Annotated in this window: 30 protein-coding genes and 1 tRNA gene; 13 read left to right on the forward strand and 18 right to left on the reverse strand. The window is 62.5% G+C overall.

Annotated elements, in window-relative coordinates; genetic code table 11:
• Nucleotides 1–9: 9 nt before the first annotated feature.
• Complete coding sequence (locus BG457_RS07025; RefSeq protein ID WP_071796318.1) at nucleotides 10–2,235, forward strand: Z1 domain-containing protein; 2,226 nt, start codon at nucleotides 10–12, stop codon at nucleotides 2,233–2,235.
• Nucleotides 2,232–3,239: a PD-(D/E)XK motif protein gene (locus tag BG457_RS07030; protein ID WP_071796319.1), complete on the forward strand. Its 1,008-nt coding sequence runs from the start codon at nucleotides 2,232–2,234 to the stop codon at nucleotides 3,237–3,239. The genes BG457_RS07025 and BG457_RS07030 overlap by 4 nt, the downstream gene beginning before the upstream one ends.
• 271 nt (nucleotides 3,240–3,510) lie before the next feature.
• Here the strand turns inward: BG457_RS07030 and BG457_RS07035 are convergent.
• The 5 genes from BG457_RS07035 to BG457_RS07055 form a co-directional block, all read right to left on the reverse strand.
• Nucleotides 3,511–3,600, reverse strand: a tRNA-Ser gene (locus BG457_RS07035).
• A 209-nt stretch (nucleotides 3,601–3,809) separates the two neighbouring features.
• Nucleotides 3,810–4,055 carry a hypothetical protein gene (locus tag BG457_RS07040; protein ID WP_071796320.1) on the reverse strand — a complete coding sequence of 82 codons (246 nt, stop codon included), beginning with the start codon at nucleotides 4,053–4,055 and terminating at the stop codon, nucleotides 3,810–3,812.
• Nucleotides 4,056–4,415: 360 nt separating this feature from the next.
• Nucleotides 4,416–4,712 carry an FtsB family cell division protein gene (locus BG457_RS07045; protein WP_071796321.1) on the reverse strand — a complete coding sequence of 99 codons (297 nt, stop codon included), beginning with the start codon at nucleotides 4,710–4,712 and terminating at the stop codon, nucleotides 4,416–4,418.
• A 98-nt stretch (nucleotides 4,713–4,810) separates the two neighbouring features.
• A complete protein-coding gene (locus BG457_RS07050; protein ID WP_071796322.1) occupies nucleotides 4,811–5,026 on the reverse strand; it encodes a hypothetical protein in 216 nt (71 codons plus the stop codon).
• Nucleotides 5,027–5,032: 6 nt separating this feature from the next.
• On the reverse strand, nucleotides 5,033–6,226 hold the full coding sequence (locus BG457_RS07055; protein WP_071796401.1) for a phosphoglycerate kinase: 1,194 nt from the start codon (nucleotides 6,224–6,226) through the stop codon (nucleotides 5,033–5,035).
• 139 nt (nucleotides 6,227–6,365) lie between these two features.
• Here BG457_RS07055 and BG457_RS07060 point away from each other — a divergent pair, with 139 nt between their 5' ends.
• Together BG457_RS07060 and BG457_RS07065 are read left to right on the forward strand one after the other, a co-directional pair.
• Nucleotides 6,366–6,872 (forward strand): peptidylprolyl isomerase, encoded by a 507-nt coding sequence (locus tag BG457_RS07060; RefSeq protein ID WP_071796323.1) that lies wholly within the window; start codon nucleotides 6,366–6,368, stop codon nucleotides 6,870–6,872.
• Nucleotides 6,865–7,476: a peptidylprolyl isomerase gene (locus BG457_RS07065; RefSeq protein WP_084657522.1), complete on the forward strand. Its 612-nt coding sequence runs from the start codon at nucleotides 6,865–6,867 to the stop codon at nucleotides 7,474–7,476. Before BG457_RS07060 ends, BG457_RS07065 begins: the two co-directional genes overlap by 8 nt.
• A 74-nt stretch (nucleotides 7,477–7,550) precedes the next feature.
• Here the strand turns inward: BG457_RS07065 and BG457_RS07070 are convergent, their stop codons facing one another.
• The 6 genes from BG457_RS07070 to BG457_RS07090 form a co-directional block, all read right to left on the reverse strand.
• Nucleotides 7,551–8,057 (reverse strand): DUF4168 domain-containing protein, encoded by a 507-nt coding sequence (locus BG457_RS07070; RefSeq protein WP_139257600.1) that lies wholly within the window; start codon nucleotides 8,055–8,057, stop codon nucleotides 7,551–7,553.
• A 142-nt stretch (nucleotides 8,058–8,199) separates the two neighbouring features.
• Entirely contained in the window at nucleotides 8,200–9,384 is a 1,185-nt protein-coding gene (locus BG457_RS07075; RefSeq protein WP_071796325.1) for a vWA domain-containing protein, read from the reverse strand.
• Nucleotides 9,385–9,391: 7 nt separating this feature from the next.
• A complete protein-coding gene (locus BG457_RS20190; RefSeq protein WP_175546756.1) occupies nucleotides 9,392–9,556 on the reverse strand; it encodes a glycine zipper domain-containing protein in 165 nt (54 codons plus the stop codon).
• Between the two features lie 15 nt (nucleotides 9,557–9,571).
• The gene (locus tag BG457_RS07080; RefSeq protein ID WP_175546757.1) at nucleotides 9,572–10,921 is read right to left on the reverse strand and encodes a DUF2927 domain-containing protein; all 1,350 of its coding nucleotides are present in this window, start codon (nucleotides 10,919–10,921) and stop codon (nucleotides 9,572–9,574) included.
• A 5-nt stretch (nucleotides 10,922–10,926) separates the two neighbouring features.
• The gene (locus BG457_RS07085) at nucleotides 10,927–11,373 is read right to left on the reverse strand and encodes a GNAT family N-acetyltransferase (protein WP_071796327.1); all 447 of its coding nucleotides are present in this window, start codon (nucleotides 11,371–11,373) and stop codon (nucleotides 10,927–10,929) included.
• A 1-nt stretch (nucleotide 11,374) separates the two neighbouring features.
• Nucleotides 11,375–12,217 carry an AAA family ATPase gene (locus tag BG457_RS07090; RefSeq protein WP_071796328.1) on the reverse strand — a complete coding sequence of 281 codons (843 nt, stop codon included), beginning with the start codon at nucleotides 12,215–12,217 and terminating at the stop codon, nucleotides 11,375–11,377.
• Between the two features lie 251 nt (nucleotides 12,218–12,468).
• Between BG457_RS07090 and dksA the strand changes: the two genes are divergently transcribed.
• From dksA to BG457_RS07120, 6 genes are all read left to right on the forward strand, one after another.
• Nucleotides 12,469–12,891 (forward strand): RNA polymerase-binding protein DksA, encoded by a 423-nt coding sequence (gene dksA / locus BG457_RS07095; protein WP_071796403.1) that lies wholly within the window; start codon nucleotides 12,469–12,471, stop codon nucleotides 12,889–12,891.
• 75 nt (nucleotides 12,892–12,966) lie between these two features.
• On the forward strand, nucleotides 12,967–14,133 hold the full coding sequence (locus BG457_RS07100; RefSeq protein WP_071796329.1) for an FAD-dependent monooxygenase: 1,167 nt from the start codon (nucleotides 12,967–12,969) through the stop codon (nucleotides 14,131–14,133).
• A 62-nt stretch (nucleotides 14,134–14,195) separates the two neighbouring features.
• On the forward strand, nucleotides 14,196–14,786 hold the full coding sequence (locus tag BG457_RS07105; protein ID WP_071796330.1) for a retropepsin-like aspartic protease family protein: 591 nt from the start codon (nucleotides 14,196–14,198) through the stop codon (nucleotides 14,784–14,786).
• A gap of 123 nt (nucleotides 14,787–14,909) precedes the next feature.
• Nucleotides 14,910–16,136: a tryptophan synthase subunit beta gene (gene trpB, locus BG457_RS07110; RefSeq protein ID WP_071796331.1), complete on the forward strand. Its 1,227-nt coding sequence runs from the start codon at nucleotides 14,910–14,912 to the stop codon at nucleotides 16,134–16,136.
• A 352-nt stretch (nucleotides 16,137–16,488) separates the two neighbouring features.
• Nucleotides 16,489–16,851, forward strand: coding sequence for a hypothetical protein (locus tag BG457_RS07115; protein WP_071796332.1), 363 nt, complete (start codon nucleotides 16,489–16,491; stop codon nucleotides 16,849–16,851).
• 55 nt (nucleotides 16,852–16,906) lie between these two features.
• On the forward strand, nucleotides 16,907–17,431 hold the full coding sequence (locus BG457_RS07120; RefSeq protein WP_071796333.1) for a helix-turn-helix transcriptional regulator: 525 nt from the start codon (nucleotides 16,907–16,909) through the stop codon (nucleotides 17,429–17,431).
• On the opposite strand, the gene BG457_RS07125 is transcribed toward BG457_RS07120, so the two are convergent.
• From BG457_RS07125 to pth, 3 genes are read right to left on the reverse strand one after another with little or no spacing between them, the layout of a single operon-like run.
• A complete protein-coding gene (locus BG457_RS07125) occupies nucleotides 17,428–17,811 on the reverse strand; it encodes a DUF2237 family protein (protein WP_071796334.1) in 384 nt (127 codons plus the stop codon). The genes BG457_RS07120 and BG457_RS07125 overlap by 4 nt on opposite strands.
• Before the next feature lie 59 nt (nucleotides 17,812–17,870).
• Nucleotides 17,871–18,908 (reverse strand): DUF2332 domain-containing protein, encoded by a 1,038-nt coding sequence (locus BG457_RS07130; RefSeq protein ID WP_084657523.1) that lies wholly within the window; start codon nucleotides 18,906–18,908, stop codon nucleotides 17,871–17,873.
• The gene (gene pth, locus BG457_RS07135; RefSeq protein WP_071796336.1) at nucleotides 18,905–19,585 is read right to left on the reverse strand and encodes an aminoacyl-tRNA hydrolase; all 681 of its coding nucleotides are present in this window, start codon (nucleotides 19,583–19,585) and stop codon (nucleotides 18,905–18,907) included. Before pth ends, BG457_RS07130 begins: the two co-directional genes overlap by 4 nt.
• Before the next feature lie 118 nt (nucleotides 19,586–19,703).
• Here pth and hmuQ point away from each other — a divergent pair, with 118 nt between their 5' ends.
• A complete protein-coding gene (gene hmuQ, locus BG457_RS07140; protein ID WP_071796337.1) occupies nucleotides 19,704–20,024 on the forward strand; it encodes a heme-degrading protein HmuQ in 321 nt (106 codons plus the stop codon).
• Between the two features lie 58 nt (nucleotides 20,025–20,082).
• Here hmuQ and BG457_RS07145 read toward each other — a convergent pair whose 3' ends face one another.
• The 3 genes from BG457_RS07145 to BG457_RS07155 all read right to left on the reverse strand — a co-directional run bounded on the left by BG457_RS07145 (nucleotide 20,083) and on the right by BG457_RS07155 (nucleotide 22,640).
• Nucleotides 20,083–20,697, reverse strand: a complete 615-nt coding sequence (locus BG457_RS07145) for a 50S ribosomal protein L25/general stress protein Ctc (RefSeq protein ID WP_071796338.1) — start codon at nucleotides 20,695–20,697, stop codon at nucleotides 20,083–20,085.
• Nucleotides 20,698–20,872: 175 nt separating this feature from the next.
• The gene (locus BG457_RS07150) at nucleotides 20,873–22,042 is read right to left on the reverse strand and encodes an alpha-hydroxy acid oxidase (protein ID WP_071796339.1); all 1,170 of its coding nucleotides are present in this window, start codon (nucleotides 22,040–22,042) and stop codon (nucleotides 20,873–20,875) included.
• A 61-nt stretch (nucleotides 22,043–22,103) separates the two neighbouring features.
• The gene (locus BG457_RS07155) at nucleotides 22,104–22,640 is read right to left on the reverse strand and encodes an SRPBCC family protein (protein WP_071796340.1); all 537 of its coding nucleotides are present in this window, start codon (nucleotides 22,638–22,640) and stop codon (nucleotides 22,104–22,106) included.
• A 131-nt stretch (nucleotides 22,641–22,771) separates the two neighbouring features.
• On the opposite strand from BG457_RS07155, the gene BG457_RS07160 reads away from it, so the two are divergent.
• Nucleotides 22,772–23,428: a GntR family transcriptional regulator gene (locus tag BG457_RS07160; protein ID WP_071796341.1), complete on the forward strand. Its 657-nt coding sequence runs from the start codon at nucleotides 22,772–22,774 to the stop codon at nucleotides 23,426–23,428.
• Nucleotides 23,429–23,433: 5 nt separating this feature from the next.
• On the forward strand, nucleotides 23,434–23,829 hold the full coding sequence (locus BG457_RS07165) for a hypothetical protein (protein ID WP_071796342.1): 396 nt from the start codon (nucleotides 23,434–23,436) through the stop codon (nucleotides 23,827–23,829).
• Between the two features lie 84 nt (nucleotides 23,830–23,913).
• Here the strand turns inward: BG457_RS07165 and ftsH are convergent, their stop codons facing one another.
• Nucleotides 23,914–25,833 carry an ATP-dependent zinc metalloprotease FtsH gene (gene ftsH, locus BG457_RS07170; protein WP_071796343.1) on the reverse strand — a complete coding sequence of 640 codons (1,920 nt, stop codon included), beginning with the start codon at nucleotides 25,831–25,833 and terminating at the stop codon, nucleotides 23,914–23,916.
• Between the last annotated feature and the right edge of the window lie 24 nt (nucleotides 25,834–25,857).

Genomic DNA, 25,857 nt, shown 5'->3' on the forward strand with positions numbered 1-25,857 from the left:
AGGTGATCCATGAGTGAAGATACGCCAATGATTGTCGAGCCAGTTGGAGATGATGCACGGGGTGGTCGCTGGCAGCCCGTTGTTGGTCCGGAGACACATGAATTTCTTGATCACGTCGTACCGGAGGCCAGTCGCGACAATGTGCGGGATGCTGCTGTCTCGATTCTCGCACACGGGCCGTCTCCGGTAGGTGGTGTCGGCGTCGAGACGGGCCTGGTCGTTGGCTATGTTCAGAGCGGCAAGACGATGTCGTTCGAAGCGGCTGCGACCCTCGCGCGGGACAACGGGTTCCAAATGGTCATTATTGTGGCCGGAACTTCGAATCCACTACTTGAGCAATCGACGGGGCGGGTTCGCCGCGATCTGCGGCTCGACGACCCCGATCGCGCACGTAGTTGGATACATTTCCAGAATCCTGAACGCGACGATTCGACTATTCAAACCTTGCGCGACGTTTTTGAGGATTGGCGAGACCAAGGTACGCCGAACGACTACAAGCTAACAATTTTGGTCACCGTGCTGAAGCATCATCGACGGCTTGGCAACCTGACGGAACTACTGGATGCCGTTGGTATGAATGGTGTGCCAGTGCTTATCATCGACGATGAAGCCGACCAGGCCAGTCTAAACATGGAAGTTGCGCAGGGAGAGGAAAGTACCACATACCAACGGCTTATGGAGCTTCGCGGCGTCCTGCCACTGCACAGTTATCTGCAATACACTGCAACGCCCCAGGCCCCCCTTCTGATCAGTATAGTAGACTCGCTCTCTCCGAATTTTGTCGAAGTGCTTACGCCGGGCGAAGCTTATGTGGGAGGACGTGATTTCTTTGGGAACAATCAAAGCCTCGTACGCACGATCCCTCCTGCCGATGTGCCGACCAATGCCAATCCGCTGCCGGAGCCGCCCGAGTCGCTGCTTGAAGCGCTCCGGATCTTCATGGTTGGGGTCGCGGTTGGTCTTATGCAGGGCGGAAATCGCGGGAACCGTTCGATGCTTGTGCATCCGTCGCACCGAACGGCACAGCATCAGGAATACTACAACTGGGTCCGGGATATCTTCGATGAGTGGAAGCGCGTTCTTGGCTTACAGGACGCCGATCCTGACAAGCAGGAACTCATCGAGGAACTGCGTCTAGCTTATGAGGATTTGGCGCAAACTGTTGAAGGCGATCTTCCGCCATTTGCTGAATTGGCCGCAACGTTCCGTTTTGCCTTTCGGCGCACGAGACTCCTGGAAGTTAACGCGAGGGGCGGACGTACACCGGACGTCGACTGGGGTAGCGCCTATGGTTGGATCCTTGTCGGCGGACAAGCGATGGATCGTGGCTTTACGGTCGAAGGTCTTACAGTCACCTACATGCCGCGCGGGATTGGGGTCGGCAATGCTGACACGGTTCAGCAGCGGGCACGCTTTTTTGGCTACAAGCGTAGCTATCTTGGATTTTGTCGTGTTTATCTAGAACAGGGTACGCACCGCGCCTTCGAGCGATACGTTCAGCACGAAGAGGATATGCGGCGTCAGCTCGAAGGGATTCGGGACCAAGGGCGCTCGCTCAATGAATGGAAGCGCGCATTTCTGCTAGATAGGGCTCTTCGGCCCTGCCGCCAAAACGTACTTGAGTTCGACTATATCCGCGGGCGGTTTTCTGACGACTGGGTTGCACCACGCGTAGTTCTCGCGAGCGACTCTGTCATTCAGGCTAACCGCCAGACGGTCGCGGAATTTCTCGCAGCGACTCAGTTTCTACCGGATGCCGGTCATCCGGACCGGACGGACACACAGCGCCATGAAGTCTCAACCAACCTGTCGCTTCGCGGCGTTATGGAGCAGTTGCTGATCCCAATGCGGATTACCAGCTCGAGGGACTCTCAGCAGATCACCGGCCTTCTTTTGCAGCTTAGTCGTGCATTAGAAAATGATCCGGATGAACGCTGTACAGTCTACAGAATGAGTCCAGGCACCGGGCGCGAGCGTGGTGTCGATGGTGGAGGTGAAGTTACCAACCTGTTCCAAGGCCAGGCACCGGTGCACCCGATTGAGCGGCGTGGGGAGGTATATCCGGGCGACCGTGCCATTAGAGGAGATGGTGAGGTGTCAGTACAGATTCACACGCTTGATCTGACGCGAGGCGGGGCGGTTGTGCAGCGCGACGTTCCAGTGTTGGCTGTTTGGGTTCCTGCCCGCCTGGCTGTTGGCTGGATCAATCAGGACCAGCCCGCGCAGGTCCTATGACAGGCGGGACGCTGTTCACGATGTTTGAGGGGGTGACGGTCCCTCACAGCGAGAATTCGGAAACCCCGATCTTTGCAGTCAGGTGTGCACCCGGTCATGATGGCTACTTCGTCGGAAGGGATGTCATCGGCCAAGCTTGTTTGCTTGTGGAGACGCAAGATGAACCGGGGCGCAAGCCTCCGCCGATCCGGCTGGAAAGTCTCGATGCGCAGTTCGAACTCGAATGCCAGGTTTCAAATGCCGACAGTACTACAAGGTTAGGACTGTTCACGGTCATAAGGTGCCGGTCGCCTGAAACTGAGACCATTCGGTATTTTCTATCTGTTTGCAGCGTCATTATGCGGCATTTGGGCTCTGAACCTTCGCGAGCCAACTTGGCGGCAGCGGTTCGCCGGATAGCCTCTATCTTTCAGAGCATCAAAAAGCCGCCAGTACGTTCGCTCACTGGCCTATTCGGCGAACTGTTTGTAATTTCACGAAGCCGTTCGCCAATGCGGACCGTTTCTGCATGGCGAGTGGATGAGATGTCGCGTTTCGACTTTTCTGTAGGAGATATCCGCATCGATGTGAAGACTAGCGCGGGCCGGGCCCGCAAGCACATCTTTGCGTACGACCAGTGCAACCCTCCGAGGAACACTCATGCGGTCGTCGCGTCACTCATGGTTGAGCGCGTTCCTCGCGGGGTGTCCATCGACGATCTTGTTGGGTCTATTGAAGCACGCCTCGCTGGAGATCCAGAGTTGGTTCTAAAGCTGCATGATATCGTGGCCTCCACACTCGGTGCGGAACTCACGACGTCATTGCGTGTGACATTCGACAACCGTCTCGCCGAAAGCTCTCTACAGTTTTTCGACCTTCGGACGATCCCAGCGGTGCGAGACCCAATTCAACCGAGAGTATCGGACGTTCGCTTCGCAGTCGATCTTTCAGGACTTCCGCCACTGAGTTTTCAGGAATTGACCGATCAGGATCCCTACTTCTGGGACTTTCTTCCAGCTGAGTGAATGTTGGAGAATGTTTTGTGGCATCTTTTGGCCGATGGAACTGGGATCGGACTTCATACCGCCGCCGGGGGAAAGCATCTTAAAAACAGCCACTTAAAGGCTATTCACCAAATCGGCGCAGTCATGAGGTCCGGAGAATATCGACCGAGAGAGACCGCTTCCGAGCCGCTTGGCGCGGGGGGCCAGTGCTCAGCCCCACCCTCATAACCCTCGAAAACCACGAAAAAATCCGGCCGCAGCCAGATCGGGAGAACGCTTTCGCAAGGGCAAGTGGCGGATGGGGTGGGATTCGAACCCACGGTAGGCTTTCACCTACGCTGGTTTTCAAGACCAGAGCCTTAAACCACTCGGCCACCCATCCGGCCCGCCCCTGCTAGCGTCATGCCGGAGCAAGTTCAAGCGTCCAGATGCGGGTTGGGGCGAAAGCCGTGGAACTGGGCGGCGGGACGGAACTGGCTGGCACGGCACGGCGGCAGGTCAGCGCTCCCGAGATCGCTCCAGGCGGGGCATGCCAGCAGTTCCGGCGACCAAAGCCATGCTTCCGGGCGGGTCACCCGGCAGGGGCGGTGGTCAGGCCGATGCCAGTTCGCTTACGCGCGCGACAGGCCGTGCGACGGGCTTGCGCGCGCTGCGTTTCTCGACGGGTTTCAGCACTTGCTTCATGGCTTCCGCTTCGCGTCCGAGGGCTGCCGAATCCTCATGCGGGATGGTTTCTGCCATATTGCCCAGAAACTGCAGGTAGAAGTCCTGTTGCTGCTTCAACAATCGGATCCAGACAAGGCTGCTCTGCATCCAGAGTGTCACGGGGTCAAACATGCTTCTTCCTCCCAGTTTTCTCTGGCGCATCAATCCGCGCCAGTTGCGTTTGTCACGCAGCACCGTCGTTGAGCGCCAGTCTGCTACATGGTTCAAGACGGAACCTTGATCTCGCGCAACTGCATCAGAATTATGACAGGGTCAACACAACCCATAGGTGAGGGACATATCAAATCCTAGCGAGGGGCACAGGGCTTTGTCAAAGACCCATGCGGCTAATCGGAGGATGTTCGCGCAAACGCTATCGCCTTGCGCAGTCATGGCGCCGAATTCATCAGTCTCGGGGTATATCGGCCCATGCGCGCGGCGCTGTCCCGCCGCAGGGTGCGGGCAGCGCTCGCTCAGGCCCTTCGCGGGTCTTCAGCGGAGCACGATCTCATCCGGGCGGGCCATGCCCAGCACGTCGCGGGCGCGTTCGTCGAGCAGATCCAGATCGAGAAAGTCATCGGAAAGCCTGCGCGTGCGGTTTTCCAGCCGTGCGAGTTCCACCTGTCTGCGGTCGCGCTGCGCCTTGAGCGTCGTGATTTCGGCTTCGATCTGGACGCGGTTGAACAATCCGAAATCGCCCTGAACCGCGGCGAAGACGAAATAGAGCCCCAGCACCATGGCGGTGCCGAAATAAAAGAGCGGGCCGATCGACGGACGCGAACGCTTCATGGAAAATGCCTGTCACTGCTGCCGTTTGCGGCTGTTTCTTGACAGGACTATCGCATAACCTGCGGGCTTTGTGAATCCCTGCGCGGCGGTTTTCGCAGCTAGCGCAGCACGATACCCATGATCACCATCATCAGCCCCAGCGTGGAGATGGCAAGCGCTGCGAAATTGACCAGAACGGCCTTTTGCATCCGCGCGCGCATCTCGGCATCTTCGAGTTCCGCCCGGCGCAGGCGCATCACATAGATGACGCACCAGGCAAGCCCGATCACCCCGAGCAGCGAGACCATGGCACCGATCCAGACCAGCATTCCCATGCGCGCTTACTCCTGTTCCAGCGCGGCGACGCCGGGCAGGGTCTTGCCTTCCATCCATTCCAGAAAGGCGCCGCCCGCAGTCGAGATATAGCTGAACTGATCGCCCACCCCGGCCTTGTTCAGGGCCGCGACCGTATCGCCCCCGCCTGCGACCGAGACAAGCGCGCCCTCTTGCGTCAGGCGTGCGGCTGCCTGTGCTGCGGCGACAGTTGCGGTGTCGAAAGGGGCGATCTCGAACGCGCCCAAGGGGCCGTTCCAGACCAGCGTCTTGCACTGGCCGAAAATCTCGGTGATCGCGGCCACGGTTTGCGGGCCGGCATCGAGGATCATGGCGTCCGCAGGGCAGGCGTCAACCGGCAGGGTTTCGCTGGCGGCCCCGGCGGCAAATTCACGCGCCACGACGATATCGACCGGCAGATGCAGGCTGCAGCCGCCCTCTGCGGCCTTGGCCATGATCTCGCGCGCGGTCTCGGCCATGTCGCGCTCGGCCAGCGATGTGCCGATCTCAACGCCCTGCGCCACCAGAAAGGTATTGGCCATGCCGCCGCCGATGATCAGGTGATCCACCTTGGTGATCAGGTTCGACAAGAGGTCGAGCTTGGTCGAGACTTTTGCTCCGCCCACCACAGCGGCCACCGGGCGCTCGGGCGTGCCGAGGGCGGCCTGAAGCGCCTTGAGTTCCGCTTCCATCAGCCGCCCGGCGCAGCAGGGCAGCAGATGCGCCAGCCCTTCGGTCGAGGAATGTGCCCGATGCGCGGCGGAGAAGGCGTCATTGACATAGATATCGCCCAGAGCGGCCAGAGAGGCCGAGAACAGCTTGTCGTTCTTCTCTTCACCCTCGTGGAAGCGGGTGTTTTCCAGCAGAACGACATCGCCCGCAGTCATTGCCGCCACGGCCTTTTTCGCAGGTCCGCCGATGCAGTTCTCGGCGAAAGCGACAGGCTGGCCAAGTGCTGCTTCCAGCGCGGGGACAAGCTGGCCCAGCGACATCTCGGGCACCGGCTGGCCCTTGGGACGGCCGAAATGTGCCAGCAGCGCGACCTTGCCGCCCGCCTGGGTGATATGCGTGATCGTGGGCAGGATGCGTTCGATTCGGGTGGCATCGGTGACCTGCCCCTTCTCGACGGGCACATTGATATCCACCCGGACAAGTGCCGTCTTGCCGTTGAACGCCATGTCGTCGAGCGTCTTGAAGGTCATCTGCATACCCCTTTGGTCACTTTAGCGCTATCTGGCGTGAAAGCGGGGGCAGGGTCAATGGTCGAAGCCCGCGAATGGGGTTTTCCTGCCGGTCCGGCTCAAGTAGGGTGACGCGGAATTCAGTTGGAAGGAGCGCCTTATGGCCGAGATCAAAGACCCCGAGAACACCATCCTGATGGAGCTGAAATCCGGCACTGTCGTCATCGAATTGCTGCCCGATGTGGCCCCCGGCCATGCAGCGCGGATGAAGGAGCTGGCGCGCGCCGGGGCTTATGACAATGTGGTGTTTCACCGCGTGATCGAGGGTTTCATGGCCCAGACCGGCGATGTTGCCAATGGCAACACGGAAGTGAATTACAATCCGGGCCGCGCAGGCACCGGTGGCTCGGACCTGCCGAACCTGAAGGCCGAGTTTTCCGGTGTTCCGCATGATCGCGGCACGCTGGGCGCGGCACGCTCGCAGAACCCCGACAGCGCGAACAGCCAGTTCTTCATCAATTTCAAGGACAATCACTTCCTGAACCGCCAGTATACGGTCTATGGCCGGGTGATTTCCGGCATGGAGCATGTGGATGCGATCACCCGTGGCGAGCCGCCTGCGAACCCCGACAAGATGCTGAGCGTCAAGGTGGCCGCCGATGCGTGATCGTGTGATCTTCGGCGGGCTGTTTGCGCTGGGGGTCGCGATCCTTGGCGCAAGCTGGCTGAATATTGCCGGGGCCAATGCCGATACCGAGGTGCCCGCCAATCACAGCGGTCCGGTCATGGTGATCGAGGTCGCGGGCGAGGCCAATGGCGCGATGCGCATCGCGCTGCGCGACGATCTGGCACCGCAGCATGTCGAGCGGATCGTGACGCTGGCGGAACGCGGCGATTATGACGGGGTGGTGTTTCACCGCGTGATCGACGGGTTCATGGCGCAGACCGGGGATGTCGCCAATGGCCGTGCGGGGGGCAATCCGCGCATGTGGGGGACGGGCGGATCGGATCTGCCGAACCTGCCTGCCGAGTTTTCGGCGCAATCCTTCGAGCGCGGGGTGGTCGGCATGGCCCGGTCGCAGAGCCCCGACAGCGCCAACAGCCAGTTCTTCATCATGTTCGCACCTGCGCCGCATCTGGACGGGCAATATACCGTGGTCGGACAGTTGACCGATGGCTATGAGGTGCTGGACGCGATCAAGCGTGGCACAGGCGGCAATGGCGCGGTTGTGGGCGAGCCCGATCGCATGGAGCGCGTCACCATCGAGTAACCGTCTGGGCGGTACAGAATAAAGCCGGGGCAGCGCAGGCTGCCCCGGCTTTTGCCTTGGCTGATGAGGGAGGGTCAGCCGTCGGCGTGGGCTTCAGCAAAGCGCGCGTCGATCCGCGCGGCCAGTTCCGCGTCGGTGGTGGCGGCTTCACCGATGGCGATATACTCTTCCACGGTAATGCCCTCTGCGGCCTCGACCACTTCAAGGATCGCGGCATCTGCGGCCTGCACGATGGCCATTTGCTCGGCCTCGTCAGTCGTGGCCTCTAGCTGTGCCACATAGCCCTGACGGGTTTCGGCTACGGCCAGCGCTGCTTCGATGAAGGCATCGATCTTGCTGTCATCCGCCGCGATTGCAGCCCCGTCGATCTGGGTACCGGGTTGGACTCCGGTCTGGGCATCGGTCTGGGCCTGAAGCTCGGCCTCGCTCTGGGCCTCGGTCTCGGCCCCGATCTGGGCCTGAACCTCGGCCTCGGTCTGGACTTCGGCCCCTACCTGAGCCTGAGCCTGCCCGGCGAGGAAGGGGCTCACGGCGAGCGCGGCCATGAGGGCGGTGGTGGTCAGCAGGCGGTTGAGTGTCATAGTCATCTCCTGTTTGCACTCACGCAGCGGGCCAGGGGCCCTGCGCTTGGCACAAGACCTAAGGGCCATGGCGCAGTGGTGCAAACAGGGTCGGCATAAATCCGCTTTTATTGCTATGGCTTAGGGGGCGAATCTTATGCGCTTAACGCCCCAGCGCCTTGATTCCGCGCGATATTCCTTCCAGCGTCATCGGCACCATGCGCCCGTCGAGAATCTGGCTGATCATCTGGATGGACTGGGTGTGGCGCCAGTGGCTTTCGGGGGTGGGGTTGATCCAGAGATGGTCGGGCCATTGCGAGCAGGCGCGGCGCAACCATGTCTCGCCGGATTCCTCGTTCCAGTGCTCATTGGCGCCGCCGGGATAGAGCACTTCATAGGGCGACATGGCGGCGTCGCCGACAAAAATGCATTTCCAGTCGCTGCCATAATGGCGCAGCACGTCCCATGTCGGCATGCGTTCGGTCCAGCGCCGGGCATTGTCGCGCCAGACGAATTCATAGAGGCAGTTGTGAAAGTAATAATGCTCGAAATGCTTGAACTCGGCCTTGGCGGCGCTGAAGAGTTCCTCGACGGCGCGCACATGGTCATCCATTGATCCGCCGATATCGAGGAGCAGCAAGACCTTGACCGCGTTGCGCCGTTCGGGCCGCGTGCGCACATCCAGCCAGCCCTGTTCGGCGGTCGAGCGGATCGTGCCATCGAGATCAAGCTCCTGTTCGGCCCCGTCGCGCGCCCATTTGCGCAGGCGTTTGAGGGCGACCTTGATATTTCGCGTGCCCAGTTCCACCGTGTCATCAAGGTTGCGGAATTCGCGCTTGTCCCAGACCTTGACCGCCCGCCTGTGGCGCGATCCGTCCTGCCCGATGCGCACGCCTTCGGGATTGTAGCCATAGGCGCCGAAAGGCGAGGTGCCTGCCGTCCCGATCCATTTATTGCCGCCCTGATGGCGGCCCTTCTGTTCCTCAAGCCGCTTGCGCAGCGTCTCCATCAGCTTGTCGAACCCGCCCAGCGCTTCGATCTCGGCGCGTTCTTCGGGCGTCAGGTGCTTTTCGGCCAGTTTCTCCAGCCAGTCGCGGGGCAGGTCCACGGCGTCCAGCACCTGATCGAGGCTGATCGCCTCGATCCCTGAGAAACTGGCGGCAAAGGCGCGGTCGAAACGGTCGAGATGGCGCTCATCCTTCACCATCGCGGTGCGGGCGAGGTAATAGAAGCCGTCAATGTCATAGGTGACAAGCCCGGCCTGCACCGCTTCCAGAAAGCTCAGATATTCGCGCAGCGAGACGGGCACCGCATGTTCGCGCAGGCTTTGGAAGAATGGCAGGAACATTACACCCTCAGAGCAGTTTCTCCAGCCCGATCGTCGCGAAAAGCCCCACGAGTGCGCCGATGATCGCGCCCACAGCGGCATATTGCGCGCGGTCTTTCAGGTCGCCTTGCGCCTTGCGCGCGTTTTGCAGGCCAATCAGCGCCCCAATGATGGCTCCAACAATCACGATCATCTGCATATTCCTCGTTTACTGCCGGATCAGCGCCGCGATTTCCTCGCGCCGGTTTGTGGCCGCTTCCACCGATCCGAACCCATAGACGGCAAAGGGCACGGCCTCGCGCCGCAGCCGTTCTGCCTCGGCCTGCCGTCCCATACGTTCCAATGCCTGCGCGCGCAACAGCATCAACGAGGACAGGAGCGCCCCGTTTTCCGAGCGCCGCGCAGGGCCCATGGCCGAATCGCTCAGCCGCAGCACCAGCGGGTATTGCCCGGCGCCAAGCGCCTGCGCGGCCAGATGCAATTCGACATGCGCGCGCGGCACCTGCCCGCCGGGGCGGCTGGCATAGATGCCTGCCGCCGCGATCAGCGCGTCCAGTGCCTGTTCGCCGTCGCGGGGCGGCGCGAAGCGCGCGGCGAGAAACAGGCTGAAAGCAAGGCGTTCGTCCTGCCAGCCCTGCAGGAGCGCGATGCGCAAGGCGTTTTGGGCATGGGCGAAGCTGCGTCGGCGTGTCGGGCTGGCAAGCGCGCCTTCGATGGCCATGGTCCAGGCTGCGGGCGTCGGGATCGGGTCCAGCGGCAGGGTGCCGCGCCGCGCGCCCTGCGGGTTGAGCCGCGCAAGGAGGGCGGGCAGGCGTGCGCCGACCTCTTCGCGGGTCATGCCGGGGCGCAGGTCCGGGTGGTTCCAGACGCGCAGCACCAGCATGTCGAAGCCGGTCAGCGAGGTCTGGAAATTATCGTCATTCCAGACGGTTTCGCCGATCCGGTAGAGGTCATTCAGCGGCCCCAGCGCCTGCGCGACTTCCTCATGCAGGCAGTCGCGCATTTCCTGCACGGTGCTGTCGGCAGGGGTGACGACGAGGACTTTCTCGCGCTGCACGATGCGCGTCCAGTCCAGATGCGCGCCGCGCGGATTGGCGCGGAACTCTTCCCAGCTGGCGACATTCGGGACCACGAAACAGGCCGCATCGGGCACTATGCGGCGCATCTGCGGGCGGGGCACGAATTCGACGGTGATCTGCGCCGCGCCCTCGGTCTGGCGGATATCGAGCCGCGCCTCGCTGCGCAGCCGTGCGATCAGACGCTCGGTCTCGGTCGCGGCGAGGGGCGGCACGGCCCCGGCCAGCCGCAGCGCGACAGGGCCTTCAAAGCGCGAGAAATAGGGGATCGCGCGCCCCGATTCCAAGCGGAAGCCCAGTTCCAGAATATCCTGCGCGATCTGGGCATTGCTGCGCTCGGGCGCAAAGGGGCGGGGCGTGCCGAAAAGCGCTGCCGAACTGATCGCGCGTGTCTGCACATCCAGCGGCGGGGCGGAACTGCCGGGATCCTGCTGCGGTGCGCCACAGGCCGCAAGCGTGAGGGCCAGCAGAAAGGGGCCCATGCGCCTCATGCCGGGCGCACATATTTGATGAAGGGGGTTTCGCGCCCGATCTGGTCATAGAGCTTGCGGGCGGTGGCGTTGAAATCCTGCGTCATCCAGTAGACATCGGGCACGCCGCGCGCATCCGCGGCAGCATAGACCGCCTTGATCAACGCGCGGCCCACGCCCTGCGCGCGGGCCTGCTCGCTGACATAGAGATCCTGCAGATAGCACACCCCCGCCGGTTTCCAGCAATGGGCGTGAAACAGGTAATGCACCAGCCCGACGGGCCGCCCATCGAGCCGCGCCAGCAGGCCGGAGGGGCTGTAGGGGGCGTCCGACAGAAGCGCGTCGAAGGTCGCGCTATAGACATCGAGCGGCAGCGTGGTCTGGTAGAAATCGAGATAGGCATACCAGAGCTGCGCCCATTGCGGCTTGTCCTCGGGCGTGAGCGGGGAAATCGTCACAGTCATGTCAGCGCCCCTGTCTGCGGGCCATGAAGGCCAGCCGCTCGAACAAATGCACGTCCTGTTCGTTCTTGAGAAGCGCGCCATGCAGTTTCGGCAGGGCAGTGGTGCCGTCGCGCCTCAGATCCTCGGGTGCCAGATCCTCGGCCAGCAGCAGTTTCAGCCAGTCCAGCACTTCCGAGGTGGAGGGTTTCTTCTTCAGCCCCGGTGTTTCGCGGATCTCGTAGAATTGCGTCAGTGCCGTGGTCAGAAGCGCGGGCTTGATGTCCGGAAAATGCACATCGACGATGGCGCGCAAGGTCTCGATCTCGGGGAAGCGGATGTAATGGAAGAAGCAGCGTCGCAGAAAGGCGTCGGGCAGGTCTTTTTCATTGTTTGAGGTGATGATCACGATGGGGCGCTGGCGGGCCTTGATCGTCTCACCCGTCTCATAGACGAAGAACTGCATCTGGTCGAGTTCCTGCAGCAGATCATTCGGGAACTCGATATCGGCCTTGTCGATCTCGTCGATCAGAAGCACCACGCGCCCCTCGGCCTCAAACGCCTGCCAGAGCTTGCCCTTGCGGATGTAATTCTTCACGTCATTGACGCGCGCATCGCCCAATTGGCTGTCGCGCAGCCGCGACACCGCGTCATATTCGTAAAGCCCCTGCTGCGCGCGGGTGGTGGATTTGATCGACCATTCAATGATCGGCAGGCCGAGCGAGGCCGCCACCTGCCGCGCGAGTTCCGTCTTGCCGGTTCCGGGCTCGCCCTTGACCAGGAGCGGGCGCTCCAATGTCACCGCCGCATTCACTGCGATCTGCAGGTCGGTACTGGCAATATAGCTGTCGGTTGACGTGAAACGCATCCTGCTCTGCTCTCGCCTCTGGCTTGCACTATCTGACGTTGCAAACTTCCCTTTTCCGGCAACTTAGCCCGAGCACAGGCGCGCGACAAGTCAGCTTGCACGGGTGACACAACAGTTGATCAAATGACGGGCCGAAAGCGCGTGACAATTCCGGGCGCATCCGGTATCCGACGCGGCAGGGACGGGATGTAGGTGAGTCCAGGATGAAGAACCTCAACACTTATGTTTCGGATGAAACCGAGGAGCGGGGCATGAAACCAGAAATTTTCCTGCCGGAAGACTACCAGCCGGCAGAGGATGAACCCTTTATGAATGAACGCCAGCTTGAGTATTTCCGCCGCAAGCTGATCATCTGGAAAGAAGATATTCTCAAAGGCTCGCAGGAGACGCTTGCGGAACTGGCCAATTCCAGCCGCAATATTCCCGATGTGGCGGATCGCGCCTCGGAAGAGACCGACCGCGCGCTGGAACTGCGTACCCGCGACCGTCAGCGCAAGCTGATTTCCAAGATCGACGCCGCGCTGCGCCGGATCGAGAATGGCGAATTCGGCTATTGCGAGGCGACGGGAGAGCGCATCTCGCTCAAGCGTCTGGATGCCCGCCCGATTGCCACGATGACGCTGCAGGCGCAGGAAGCGCATGAGCGCAATGAGCGCGTGCATCGCGACGACTGAGCGCCGGGGCGGAATGAGACTTGTTTCAACACCGGGCGCGGATCAGCGCCCGGTGTTTTTCGTTTGGGGGCACTGATGAGTGTGAAGGGTCTGGACGTGCTGGTCGTGGGCGGCGGTGTCGCGGGCATTGCGGCGGCGGGCGCGCTGGCGCAGCGGGGCGCGCGCGTCACGCTGCTGGAACAGGCGGCGGGGTTTCTGGAGCATGGGGCCGGGCTGCAGATCAGCCCCAATGGCGCGCGGGTGATCGCGGCGCTGGGGCAGGGGGGCGCGCTGGAGCGGCTGGGCACGCGCAGCCGCGCTGTTGTCCTGCGCAAAGGGGCAAGTGGCGCGCAGGTGCTGCGGCTTGAGATGCCGCAAGACGGCGCGGGGTTTCATCTGATTCACCGTGCCGATCTGATCGAGGTCTTGCGCGGCGCGCTGGACGGGGTGGAGACGCGGATGGTGGCGCGCGTGACCGCTGTGGCGACGGAGGGCCCGCGCCCCTCGGTCACGCTGGAAGATGGTGCGCAGATCAGCGCCGATCTGGTGCTGGGCGCGGATGGGCTGCATTCGGTGATCCGCCCGGTGCTGAACCCGAATGGCGCAAAGGCGCCTTTCTTCACCGGGCAGGTGGCCTGGCGCGCGCTGATCCCCTGCAGCCCGGAGGAGCCCCCCGAGGCGCAGGTCTTCATGGGGCCGGGGCGGCATCTGGTCAGCTATCCTTTGCGCGGCGGAAGGTTGCGCAATATTGTGGCGGTCGAGGAACGCCGCGACTGGGCCGCCGAGGGCTGGAGCCATCCCGGAAGCAAATCCGAGCTATGCGCGGCCTTCGCGGGGTTTGGCGGCCCGGTGCCGGGCTGGCTGGCGCAGGTGGAAACACTCTGGCTCTGGGGGTTGTTCCGCCATCCGGTGGCAGAGCGCTGGCATCGTGGACAGGCGGCGATCCTGGGCGATGCGGCGCATCCGACGCTGCCTTTCATGGCGCAGGGCGCGAATATGGCGCTGGAGGATGCCTGGTCGCTGGCGCGGATGCTGGATGCGGCCCCCGGACTCGCGGCGGGACTGGCCGACTGGCAGGACGCGCGCCGGGGCCGCGTGCTGCGCGTGGTCGAGGCCGCCAATCGCAATGCGCGCAACTACCATCTGCGCGCGCCGCTGGCCCCGCTCGCGCATCTGGTGCTGCGGGCCTCAGGCCGGATCGTGCCCGATGCGGCCCTGCGCCAGTTTGGCTGGATTTATGATTACGATGTCACGGCTGCGTGAGGGCAGATGACTTTGCCCCCGCGCGGGCACAGATAGACAGGGCATGATTTCAGGAGAGCGCTATGGAGATCGACAGCGACCAGATCGCGCGGCTTGTCTATCTGGGCATCTGGGGAACGGTGCTGATCAGCTATTTCCTGATCTCGCGCACGCAGGGGATCGGGCAGAGCCTGCGCCATCTGCTGTTATGGGGGCTGATCTTCGTGGGCGTCGCGGCGGGCTATGGGCTGTGGCAGGATCTGAGCCAGCAAAACCGTATCACGGTGGTCAGCGAGGGCGGTGTGGCGCTGCGCGCCGACCGCAACGGGCATTTTCACCTGACGCTGGGGGTGAATGGCACGCCGATCAATTTCCTTGTCGATACCGGGGCGAGCGATCTGGTGCTGTCGCGTCAGGATGCGGAACGCGCGGGCATTGATCCGGCGGGGCTGAATTTTCTGGGGCAGGCGATGACGGCGAATGGCGTGGTGCGCACGGCCCGCGTGACGCTGGACGAGGTGGTGCTGGCCACCGGCGATCTGAATATCCGCGACCGGGATGTGGTGGCCTCGGTCAATGAAGGCGAGTTGCATATCTCGCTTCTGGGCATGACCTATCTGCGCCGCTTCGCCCGGATCTCGATCGAAGGGGACCGGCTGATCCTGGAACGCTGATCCGGGGCGCGCGGTCCGGCAAAATTCATGGGGGTTCGGGGGCACAGCCGCCAGCCTTTCGCTTGCCGCGCAGGGGCGCGGGCGCTAGGAAAGGCCGATACGCAAACACGAGGGGCGCGCGCCATGCCAGATGATCTGATCAACTCTTTCCTGACCGTCCCCGATGAGAATGGCCGTTTCGGCATTTATGGCGGGCGCTTCGTGTCGGAAACGCTGATGCCGCTGATCCTGGATCTGGAAGCCGAATACGAGCATGCCAAGACAGATGACAGTTTCTGGGCGCAGATGGATGATCTGTGGACGCATTATGTGGGTCGTCCCTCGCCGCTCTATTTTGCCGAGCGGCTGACCGAGCATTGCGGGGGCGCGAAGATCTATCTCAAGCGCGACGAGCTGAACCATACCGGCGCGCATAAGATCAACAATGTGCTGGGCCAGATCCTGCTGGCGATGCGCATGGGCAAGTCCCGCATCATCGCCGAGACCGGGGCCGGGCAGCACGGTGTGGCGACAGCCACGGTCTGCGCGCGTTTCGGGCTGAAATGCGTGGTCTATATGGGCGCGCATGATGTCGAGCGGCAGGCGCCCAATGTGTTCCGCATGAAACTGCTGGGGGCCGAGGTGGTGCCGGTCAGATCCGGGCGGGGCACGCTGAAGGATGCGATGAATGATGCGCTGCGCGACTGGGTGACGAATGTGCGCGACACATTCTACTGCATCGGCACGGTGGCCGGACCGCACCCCTATCCGGCGATGGTGCGCGATTTCCAGTCGATCATCGGCAAGGAGGTCAAGGAGCAGATCATGGCGCGCGAGGGGCGTCTGCCCGATACGGTCATTGCTGCGATTGGTGGCGGCTCGAATGCGATGGGGCTGTTTCATCCCTTCCTTGACGACAAGGATGTGGCCATCATCGGGGTCGAGGCCGGGGGCCGCGGTGTCGATGACCGGATGGAGCATTGCGCCAGCCTGACCGGCGGGCGTCCGGGCGTGCTGCATGGCAACCGCACTTATCTCTTGCAGGACGCGGATGGCCAGATCCTTGAGGGGCATTCGATCTCAGCCGGGCTGGATTATCCCGGTATCGGGCCCGAACATGCCTGGCTGAAGGATATGGGGCGTGCCGAATATGTCTCGATCACCGATGACGAGGCGCTGGCCGCGTTCCAGACTTGCTGCGCGCTGGAGGGAATCATCCCCGCACTGGAGCCGAGCCACGCGCTGGCGCATGTGCTGAAGATCGCCCCGAGCCTGCCTGCGGATCATCTGCTGGTGATGAATATGTGCGGACGCGGTGACAAGGACATCTTTACGGTCGCAAAGCATCTGGGCGTTGAAATGAAGGCATAAACTTTGGTTTATTGCCGGAATATAAACCCTTTCCCGATAGATTATGCCGGCGGCTCTGCGTATCACCCGAGCAGATCGGCGCGGTTCTTCAAGCATCGCGCCGGTGTTGTGTAAGTGGTGACTTTGGGGCTTGTCAGCGTGCTGGCAGGAGGGACTCGGACGAGAGTTTTGAATGTACGTATTTTGCGTGACTCGGCGAGATCCGCGCGGAATGGTTTATGGAGCAGGTCTGCTCCCGTGACCCCGCGCCCCATGCAGTTGTACAGAAGTAACGAGTGCCAGGAGTTGGCCGCATCCCGTGCATGTGTCACGGGGTGCGGTTCATGCTTTCTGTGCTAGATATGACAGCACAATGCGTTTTCGGCTGACCCTCTTGCAGCGCTGGATGCGACTGCTGCTTGTGCTGCTAGTCTTCGCGGCCAGCCCGGCTGCGGCCACGGAAACGCGTATTACACCGGAAATGGTCAGTGCCGCGCTTGAAGCGCAGGGCTATACGATCGCCTCAAACACGCGCACGCTGCTTGGGCGGGTGCGTTTCGTGGCCTCGAAAGGACTGATCTGGCGCGAGGTGGTGCTGGATCTCTCGACCGGACAGATATTGCGGGATTATGCCGTTGAATTTAGCCCCGCCGAGGCCCCGCGGGCCGACAGCACCGACATGCCGCGCGGCGGCAGGGTCATTGAAGACACAGTTTCACCGGGCGCGGGAGGCTGATAATGCAGATTTCCCGTTTCAGACGATTTTCAGAGCCGCACGAAAGGGGAGTCTCGTGAAGCTCAAGCTATTGATATTGCTTATGGTGCTTGTGCAGGCCGTGGGGGGGCTGTTCTTCATCAGCGATATTGCAATGTCGGTCATGGGGATCGAGCGCCAGCCGATTGACTGGCAGATCCGCGAATTCATGGAGATCGGCGCGGCGGTCGCGCTGCTGATCGGGCTTCTCATGTCAGGGGTGCTGCTGGCGCAGTCGCAGGCGCGGCTGGTCCGGGCCGAGGCGCAGTTGCGCCGGGCCTCCAGCGCTTTCATGGAAGTGCTGGAAAGCCATTTTGCCCAATGGGGGCTGACGCCCGCCGAGCGTGATGTGGCGTTTTTCGTGCTCAAGGGGTTCTCGACCGCCGAGGTTGCGGCTTTTCGCAGAACTTCGGAAGGCACGGTCAAGGCGCAGACCAATGCCATCTATCGCAAGGCGGGTGTCAGCGGGCGGGGGCAGTTGATGAGTGTCTTTATCGACGATCTGCTGGCCGATGATCTGCGCAACGGGCGCAGCCCGGCGCCGCGCGAGGATGTTGATTAGCCCTTGTCGCAGGCATAGAGTTTGAGCAGGTCCAGCGGCACGATATCCAGCGCGCGCTGATGGGTCGCAGACAGCCTGACCTCAGGCGCGACGCCTTCGTGATGGGCTTGCAGGAAACGCGCGGCGCAGAGGCACCAGTGATCACCGGCTTTCAGCCCCGGAAAGCGGAATTCGGGATGCGGCGTGCTGAGATCATTGCCCAGATATTTGGAATAGGCCAGAAATTCGGCGGTCATGACGGCGCAGACCGTATGGCTGCCCTGATCCTGCGCGCAGGTGTCGCACTGCCCGTTGCGGAAAAAACCCGTCATCGGATCGGTTGAACAGGGCTGCAGGCTGCCGCCCAGAACATTGACCGAAGGTGCTGGTCTGACTGTCATCCATTCGCTCCTTCATTGCCCGAAAGCAGGTAATCCGGCGCGGCCCCAGAACCAGCCTGTCACAGTTCAGGGGCCTGCCAGTCGATCCAGCGCCCGTGGAAATCCGCGCGCCCCAGCACGATCCGGTCATTGCCGGGCCACAGATGCACCACCAGCGCAGCACCGGGGCCTGCATCATCGGCTTCCATCGACAGATGTGCAAGCGGCTCGTCCATCCGCACCCGCCCGCCCGCGCGCGCGAGCATGGCCCGCCCGCGCGCCTGATCGGCCTCGGGGAAATATTGCCATGCAACCGTGTGACAGACCAGATGCACGGCCTGCGGGACGGGGCGCGAGAGGCGTCCCTCCAGCCAGTCGATGGCGTTGCCGCGCGTGATCTCGGGGCGTTTCTCGGTCGCAAGGTCGAGGGCAGCCTGCATGCGCGCCATGCGCGCGCGCTGATCGGCCCAGATATAGGACAGAAGCCGCGTGCGGTCTGCCACCGGGTCGAGCGGGTTCAGATCAACCCCTGCGCGCGCGCGGATCAGCGGCGGTGCCATCGGGGGCAGAGCGCCGGTCCAGTCGGGGGTCAGGCGGATGGCCGCGTCAGCCGGGCCCCATATCTGATCATCGATCTCCAGCGCATATTGATCCCAGAGCAGGTTCAGCCCCGCCGCGCTGCCCAGTTCCGAGATGACCAGAGGCAGGCGATAGGCGGCACTCAGCCAATGCGCGGCGGCGATATAGACGGACGCGCGCCCGACCTCATTGGTTTGCGGGGCCAGCGCCAGTGTGTCGAGGATCGGGGCCGCCTTGAGCCGCAGCGCTGCATCCAGTGCGTGCCAGAACTGTGCATCAGCGACATTGCCACCGTTGGCATAGAGCCGCGCCAGAACCTGCGCCTGCCCGGTCAGGACCAGATGATGCAGCGCGCCTGCCAGCCGCAGCGCGACGGCATCGGGCCGCAACCGCTCTGCGGGCCAGTTCAGCAATCTGTCCGCGACCGGGGTTCCGGGGCGCAAGCGGTCCGCGACCAGTGAGAGCAGGCGCGCGGTGAAGGGCGATCCCAGCGACAGGCAGGTTTCGGCCTGCGCGCGGGCATGGGCGCGGAAATTCACCGGAACCGGTCCATCAGCTTTTGCAATGGGCTGCGCGTGTCCTCGGCTTCGGGGGCCGCGTCAGTGGCCGGGGCCGTGCGGGGCGCGGCGGGTTTGGGGGGCTTGGCGGGCGGCGTCTTGCGCTGCGCGACCTGATTGGAGAAACGCGCGCCGTCCCCGGCGGCAAGCGCCGGGGCGCCGTCGGCCAGACCGCGCATCAGATCGTCCAGCCAGCCCTGATCGGCTTTGGCGAAATCCGACAGCACATAGGGCGAAACCCGGTCCTTATGGCCGGGATGGCCGATCCCAAGCCGCACACGGGCATAATCCGGGCCGATATGCTCATGGATCGAGCGCAGCCCGTTATGGCCCGCATGCCCGCCGCCCTGTTTCAGCCGCAGCTTGCCGGGGGCGAGATCCAGCTCGTCATGGAATACCACCAGATCAGCGGAGGACAGCTTGTAAAAGCGCATGGCGGCGCTGACCGACTGGCCGGACAGGTTCATATAGGTCAGGGGCTTGAGCAGGATCACCTTCTCGCCGCCCAGCATACCCTCGCTTATCTCGGCCTGAAATTTCGCCCGCCATGGGGTGAAGCCATGGGCGCGCTGAATCGCATCAAGGGCCATGAAGCCGATATTGTGGCGGTTGCCCGCATATTTCGCGCCCGGATTGCCCAGACCTGCAAAGAGTTTCATCGCGCTGTGCCCTTATCGTTGCGGCGCAGCATAGAGAAGCGCGCGCCGGGTGAAAAGCACTGGCTTGCACTTGGAGGCCATGACGCTAGGCTGTGGGCCAGAGTGAAGGACATAGCCCATGTATCTGACAATCAATCGTTTTCGCGTGCGCCCCGGTCAGGAATCGGCCTTTGAGGAGATCTGGACCTCGCGCGAAAGTAAGTTGCCCGAGCTGGAGGGTTTCATCGAGTTCCACCTGTTTCGTGGCGCCAGCACGCAAGAAGCGACGGTCTATCTGTCGCATACGATCTGGCGCGACAAGGCGGCCTTCGAGGGATGGGCCAGATCGCAGAATTTCCGCGGGTCGCACAAGGGCGTGAAATCGCATGCGGAGATCTACCTTGGGCCGCCGGAACTGGAATTCTACGACTCAGTCCAGCGGATCACGCCTGCGGGCTGAGCCATGAAAAAAGGGCACCCGCAAGCGGATGCCCTGATCTTCTGCCGAGGCGCGATGATCACGCTTCGGCTTCGGCCTCGTCTTCGTCATCCGCTGCGGCCAGTGCGCGCGGTGCGGCGATATTGGCAATCACGAAATTCCGGTCGATCGTGGGCTTGGTGCCCTCGGGCAGTGCCACTTCGGAAATGGTGATCGTGTCGCCGATCTTGTGACCTTCGAGATCGACGATCAGTTTCTCGGGGATATCGCCCGCGAGCACGTTCAGTTCGACCTCGGGGCGGACCACGGTCAGCGTACCGCCGCGCTTCAGACCCACGCATTTGTCGCGGTTGATGAATTCAACCGGGATAAAGAGGTTGATGCGGCTGGTACGACGCAGGCGCATCAGGTCGACATGGGTCGGCAGATCCTTGACCACATCGCGCTGCACCGAGCGGCAGATCACGCGCACATCTTCCTGACCTTCAACCTTGAGGTTGAAAAGCGTGGACAGGAAACGGCCCGCTTTCAGCTTTGCCAGCAGGTAGTTATAGTTGAAGTTGATCGCCAGAGGCTCTGCGCCCCCGCCATAGACGATACCGGGTACTTTTTGCTCACGACGAGCTTGACGAGCGGCCCCCTTGCCTGTCCCCGTCCGTACCTCGGCTTGAAGATCCGGAATCTCACCAGCCATAGTTTTGGTCCTTTGCATAAAGTGAACAGCCCGCCTCCAAGGGTGCGGGCTGTGAGTGAGGGGGCTATAGGTCAGGTTCGGGGAAAAGAAAAGGGGCTTTCCGCCCCCTTTCCGGTCTTTGGCGCAATTCCTCGCGAAGGGTTTCCGCCAAGGCTGCACTTACAGGGGGCTGCACTCACAAAAGGACCGTCGGATCGCCGAAGCCCTGCGGGACATAGAGGTTATGGGCCCCGAGGCGGTTCACATCGGTTTCACCGCAAAGCCCCATGGTGACATCAAGCTCCTTATGGATGATCTCCAGTGCTTTGGTCACGCCCTTCTCGCCCATCGCGCCCAGGCCATAGGTGAAGGCGCGTCCGATATAGGTGCCTTTGGCGCCGAGTGCGACCGCCTTGAGCACGTCCTGACCCGAGCGGATGCCGCTGTCGAGATGCACTTCCACCTTGTCGCCCACCGCGTCAAGGATCGCGGGCAGCATGCGGATCGAGGACACCGCCCCGTCAAGCTGACGCCCGCCATGATTCGAGACGATGATCGCATCCGCGCCGATCTCGGCGGCGCGGCGGGCATCTTCGGGTTCCATGATACCCTTGATGATGACCTTGCCGCCCCACCATTCCTTGAACTGGGCGATTCGCTTCCAGTCCAGCGCGGGATCGAAGGCTTCGGCAGTCCAGGTCGAGAGCGAGGAAGGGTCGGTCACGCCCTTGGCATGGCCCACGATATTGCCGAAGAAGCGCCGTTTCGTGCCCAGCATTTCCAGACCCCAGGGAACCTTCGTCATCATATTGGCGATGGATTTCACGGTCAGTTTGGGCGGCGCGGAGAGGCCGTTTTTAAGATCGCGGTGGCGCTGGCCCAGAAGCTGCAGATCGACGGTGATGACGATGGCCGAGCAATTGGCGGCATGGGCGCGCTCGAAGAGGCGGCGCATGAAGTCATCATCCTTCAGCGTATAGACCTGAAACCAGAAGGGGTTTTTCGTATGTGCGGCCACATCCTCGATCGAGCAGATCGACATGGTGGAGAGCGTGAAGGGCACGCCGAAGGCTTCGGCGGCGCGCGCGGCCTTGATTTCGCCATCGGCGCATTGCATGCCGGTCAGCCCCACCGGGGCCAGCGCGACCGGCATGGCGACATCCTCGCCGATCATGGTCGTGCGCGTGCTGCGCCCGGACATATCCACGGCGACGCGCTGTTTCAGCCGGATATGCCGGAAATCCGAGGTGTTCTCGCGAAAGGTCTGTTCGGTCCAGCTGCCGGATTCGGCATAGTCATAGAACATGCGCGGCGTGCGCCGCTCATAGATGCGACGCAGATCCTCGATATTCGTGATGACCGGCATTTCTGGCTCCCTCGCTGAATTGGTAAAAAAACTTTACCGAAATCGCGGGGAAATGCAAGCCTCAGCCGAAGACGCGCTTGATCCAGCCTTTCTTTTCCGGGGTGGGGGGGCTGGATTCGGCCTCTGGGGCGGTCTTTGGCGCTGCGGCGTCTGCCTCTGGCCCCTCCAGTTCCGCCTGAAAGCGAGTGAAGAAATCCGCAGCCATGCGCCGGGCGAAGCCGTCAACGATTCGGCTGCCAAGCTGGGCGAGCTTGCCGCCGACCTTGGCATCGACCTCGTAGCTGAGAAGGGTGCCACCCTCGGCGGGGTCGAGCCGTACCTTTGCTTCGCCCTTGGCGAAGCCCGCCGCGCCGCCCTTGCCCTCGCCGGTCAGGGTGCAGCTTTCCCCCGCGACCACATCCGAGATGGTGACAGTGCCTTTGAACGTGGCTTTGACCGGGCCGACTTTCTGCACCACGGTTGCTTCATAGCCCTCGGACGCCGAACCGGTCAGCTCCGTGCAGCCCGGCACGCAGGCTTTCAGCGTCTCGGCGTCGAACAGCGCGGCCCAGACCGAGGCGGGCGGGGCGGCGATCTGGCGGGTATCGGACATTTGCATTGCGAAGACCTCCCTTATGGCGTGATCGCGCAAGCTTAGGTGATCAGGGGCCGTCACGAAAGAAGGCTTTGGTCGCATGGACAATGGTCTTAGATCATTGACCAGCGGGCGGGTTTGTGATCACATTTGGCATGGTAGAAACGCTTGTCCGCACTGTCACCGCTTCCGAGCCCCCGGCGCATGACCGGGTGTATCGCGGTTTGCGCCAGCAGGTGATGCATGGCGAACTGGTCCCCGGACAGGCGCTGACGCTGCGCGGGATCGGCAAGCAATATGGCGTGTCGATGACGCCCGCGCGCGAGGCGCTACGGCGGCTGACGGCGGAAGGGGCGCTGACGCTTTCGGCCTCGGGGCGGGTGACGACGCCGGAACTGTCGAATGACCGGATCGAGGAACTGGCGCAGATCCGCGCGCTGCTGGAGCCGGAACTGGGCAGCCGTGCGCTGCGCCGCGCGCATCTGGCGCTGATCGACCGGATGGAGGTGATCAACGAGGCCAATGCCCGTGCGATCCATTTGCAGGATCCGGTGGAATATATCCGCACCAATCTGGAATTTCACCGCACGCTGTATCTGCGCGCGCAAAGCCCGGCGATGCTGGGGCTCTTGGAAACGGTCTGGCTGCAGCTTGGGCCGACGATGCGCGCGCTTTATACCAAGCTGCGCCGCACGACCGCGCCGCCGCATCACCGGCTGATTCTGGAAGCGCTGCGCGCAGGGGATGACGCGGCCTTGCGGCTGGCCTTGCGGACCGATGTGACACAGGGGTTGCGCCATTTGCAGGGGTGAGGAAAATGAAACGGTTTTTCATTCTGGCACTACTGGCCGCACCGGCGCAGGCGCAGAATTTCACCACGCAGGCCGAGGTCCAGCCGATCATCGAGATGACCCGCGCGCATTGGGTGGGGATCGGCACGGCGACCGGGCGCGATCTGCTCTATTTCACGCATCTGTTGAGCTGGCGCTGCGGGGTCGAAGAAATCCGCTACGGGCTGAACGGGGCCGCGCCCGAGACTGTCCTGGAGATGGAACCCTGCCACCGGGACACGAACCAGCCAAATGCGATCCGTGACCTGCCCTTCGTCGGCTATGCGCTGGAGGAGATCACCGCGGTCACGGTGCGCGTCATCTTTCCTGACGGGACGGAGATGGTGCAGGAGTATTCCCGCGCGGAGATCCGCATCGACTGAGGGGCCGCGCGGCATGGGAGAGCGGCGCAAATGAAAACAGCCCCGGAACCGGTCCGGGGCTGTTTTGCGTTTTGGGGGTCGCGCTCAGGACGAAGGTTCCGGCTCCATGCTGCCATCATCGTCGCCGCGTTTGCGCCCGCGCGTCTTGGGGATGGCCGCGACCGACGGGGTATTGGCGATCTGGCCATCGTCATCGTCATCGCCGCGCCCGATGGGTTCGCCGCGCATGACGCGACCGATTTCCGGGCCGGTCAGGGTCTCGTATTCCAGCAGACCCTGGGCGAGGTTTTCCAGATCCTCGCGATGCTCGGTCAGGATGCGTTTGGCGGTTTCATAGCCTTCATTGACCAGTTCGCGCACCTTGTCGTCGATCATCTTCTGGGTGATGCCGGAATGGTTCGATCCGCCGCCATAAGTGCCCAGATAGCTTTGCTGTTCATTGGCGTAATCGACATAGCCAAGTTCCGGGTCAAAGCCGAATTGCGTGACCATCGCGCGGGCGATTTTCGTGACCTGCTGGATGTCGCTGGCCGCGCCAGAGGTGACGGCATCCTCGCCAAAGACCAGTTCCTCGGCCACGCGCCCGCCCATCGCCATGGCGATCTTGGACTTGTATTTGCGGTAGCTGACCGAGAGCTGGTCGCGTTCGGGCAGCGACAGGACCAGCCCCAGCGCGCGCCCGCGCGGGATGATGGTGGCCTTGTGGATCGGGTCATGCTCGGGGACATGCAGCCCGACAACCGCGTGCCCGGCCTCGTGATAGGCGGTCAGTTTCTTCTCGTCCTCGGTCATGACCATGGAGCGGCGCTCCGCGCCCATCATCACCTTGTCCTTGGCATTCTCGAAATCCTCCATCGTCACGAAACGACGGTTCGAGCGTGCGGCCATCAGCGCGGCCTCATTCACGAGGTTGGCGAGATCGGCGCCAGAGAAGCCCGGCGTGCCGCGGGCAATGATGCGCAGATCGACATTCGGCCCCAGCGGCACCTTGCGCGCATGCACACCCAGAATACGCTCGCGGCCCTTGATATCGGGGTTCGGCACCTGAACCTGACGGTCGAAACGACCGGGGCGCAGGAGCGCGGGGTCAAGCACATCGGGGCGGTTGGTGGCCGCGACGATGATGATGCCTTCATTGGCCTCGAACCCGTCCATTTCGACCAGCAACTGGTTCAGCGTCTGCTCGCGCTCGTCATTGCCGCCGCCATAGCCGACGCCACGCGAGCGGCCCACAGCGTCGATCTCGTCGATAAAGACGATGCAGGGGGCGTTTTTCTTGGCCTGCTCGAACATGTCGCGCACGCGCGAGGCACCCACACCCACGAACATTTCCACGAAATCCGAGCCCGAGATGGTGAAGAAGGGCACGCCCGCTTCGCCCGCAATCGCGCGCGCCAGCAGCGTCTTACCGGTGCCCGGAGGGCCGACCAGCAGCGCGCCTTTGGGGATTTTCCCGCCGAGGCGCGAGAATTTCTGCGGGTTGCGCAGGAACTCGACGATCTCTTCCAACTCGTCCTTGGCTTCGTCAATGCCTGCCACATCATCGAATGTGACGCGGCCATGCTTCTCGGTCAGGAGTTTCGCCTTGGACTTGCCAAAGCCCATCGCGCCACCGCGCCCGCCGCCCTGCATGCGGTTCATGAAGAAGATCCACACACCGATCAAGAGAAGGAAGGGCAGCCAGAGCATCAGCGTGGACAGGAAGCCCGATTGTTGCTGCGGACGCGCCTCGACCGGGATTTCGGCGGCCAGAAGGCGCTCGGTCAGGCCCGGATCATCTGGGCGGACGGTCGAATATTGCTGCCCGTCGCTGCCCGTGAAGATCACGCGCTCGCCATCGATTGTGACGCGGCTGACCTGATTGGACTCGACGCGGGCAATGAAGTCGGAATAGGCGATATTGCGCGCAGATGACGTGGACTGCCCGGTGCTGAACATATTGAACAGCATGATCATCAGCAAAAACAGCACGATCCAGAAGGCGAAATTCCGTGCGTTACCCAAGGGGCTCTCCTCTCGTCAGCGTAT

The sequence above is a fragment of the Natronohydrobacter thiooxidans genome (assembly GCF_001884735.1).
GTDB classification, from domain to species: Bacteria; Pseudomonadota; Alphaproteobacteria; order Rhodobacterales; family Rhodobacteraceae; genus Roseinatronobacter; species Roseinatronobacter thiooxidans_A.